The sequence below is a fragment of the Kribbia dieselivorans NBRC 106261 genome (assembly GCF_001552435.1).
Taxonomy (GTDB): Bacteria; Actinomycetota; Actinomycetes; order Actinomycetales; family Dermatophilaceae; genus Kribbia; species Kribbia dieselivorans.
The window spans coordinates 1-585 of record NZ_BCRE01000306.1; the positions used below are offsets into that span (position 1 = coordinate 1).

Annotated in this window: 1 protein-coding gene; it reads right to left on the reverse strand. The window is 65.6% G+C overall.

The annotated features are described in order from the left end of the window. On the reverse strand, positions 1-585 hold a 585-nt coding region (locus tag KD1_RS16035; RefSeq protein WP_157073436.1), incomplete at both ends, for an IS1634 family transposase.

Below are 585 nucleotides of genomic sequence, written 5' to 3' on the forward strand. Positions count from 1 at the left end.
TTCCAGATCGGTGGGGGCCTTGGTCACGCGGGAACCGACGATGAACCGCAGATTCGCGTCGTCCAGCTCGCGCAGGTTCGCTGCGGACAACATCCCGGCGTCGGCGACGACGACCATGTCGGCCAGGCCGTGGCGAGCCTGGAACGCCTTGACGATGGGGATGATCGTGGTCGTCTCGGCCTTGTTGCCCTCGAAGCAGCCGATCTCCAGCGGGAAGCCCGCCCGGTCGACGAGTAGGCCGACCACGATCTGAGGATCGACCCGCCGTTCCTTGCTGAATCCGACCTTGCGCAGGTCGTCCTCCTTCTCAGCCTCGAAATAGAGCGTCGTCACGTCGTAGAGGCACAACGTCACATCACCGTGCGTCGCGGCGTGGGCGTAACAGCACGTCGCGATGACGTCGCGGTACCCACCGCCACCAGAGCGCTTCAACGAGCGGAACATCGTGCGCAGGGACGCGTGTTCGACACCGAGTTCGTCCAGGACCCGCAGCGAATCGGCCTTGCTCGTGGGCTCCACCAGCCGGGCCAGCACCAGTTGCTCGAACGCGGCGTCACCGAGGGTGTCGAACCCCAGCCGGCCATA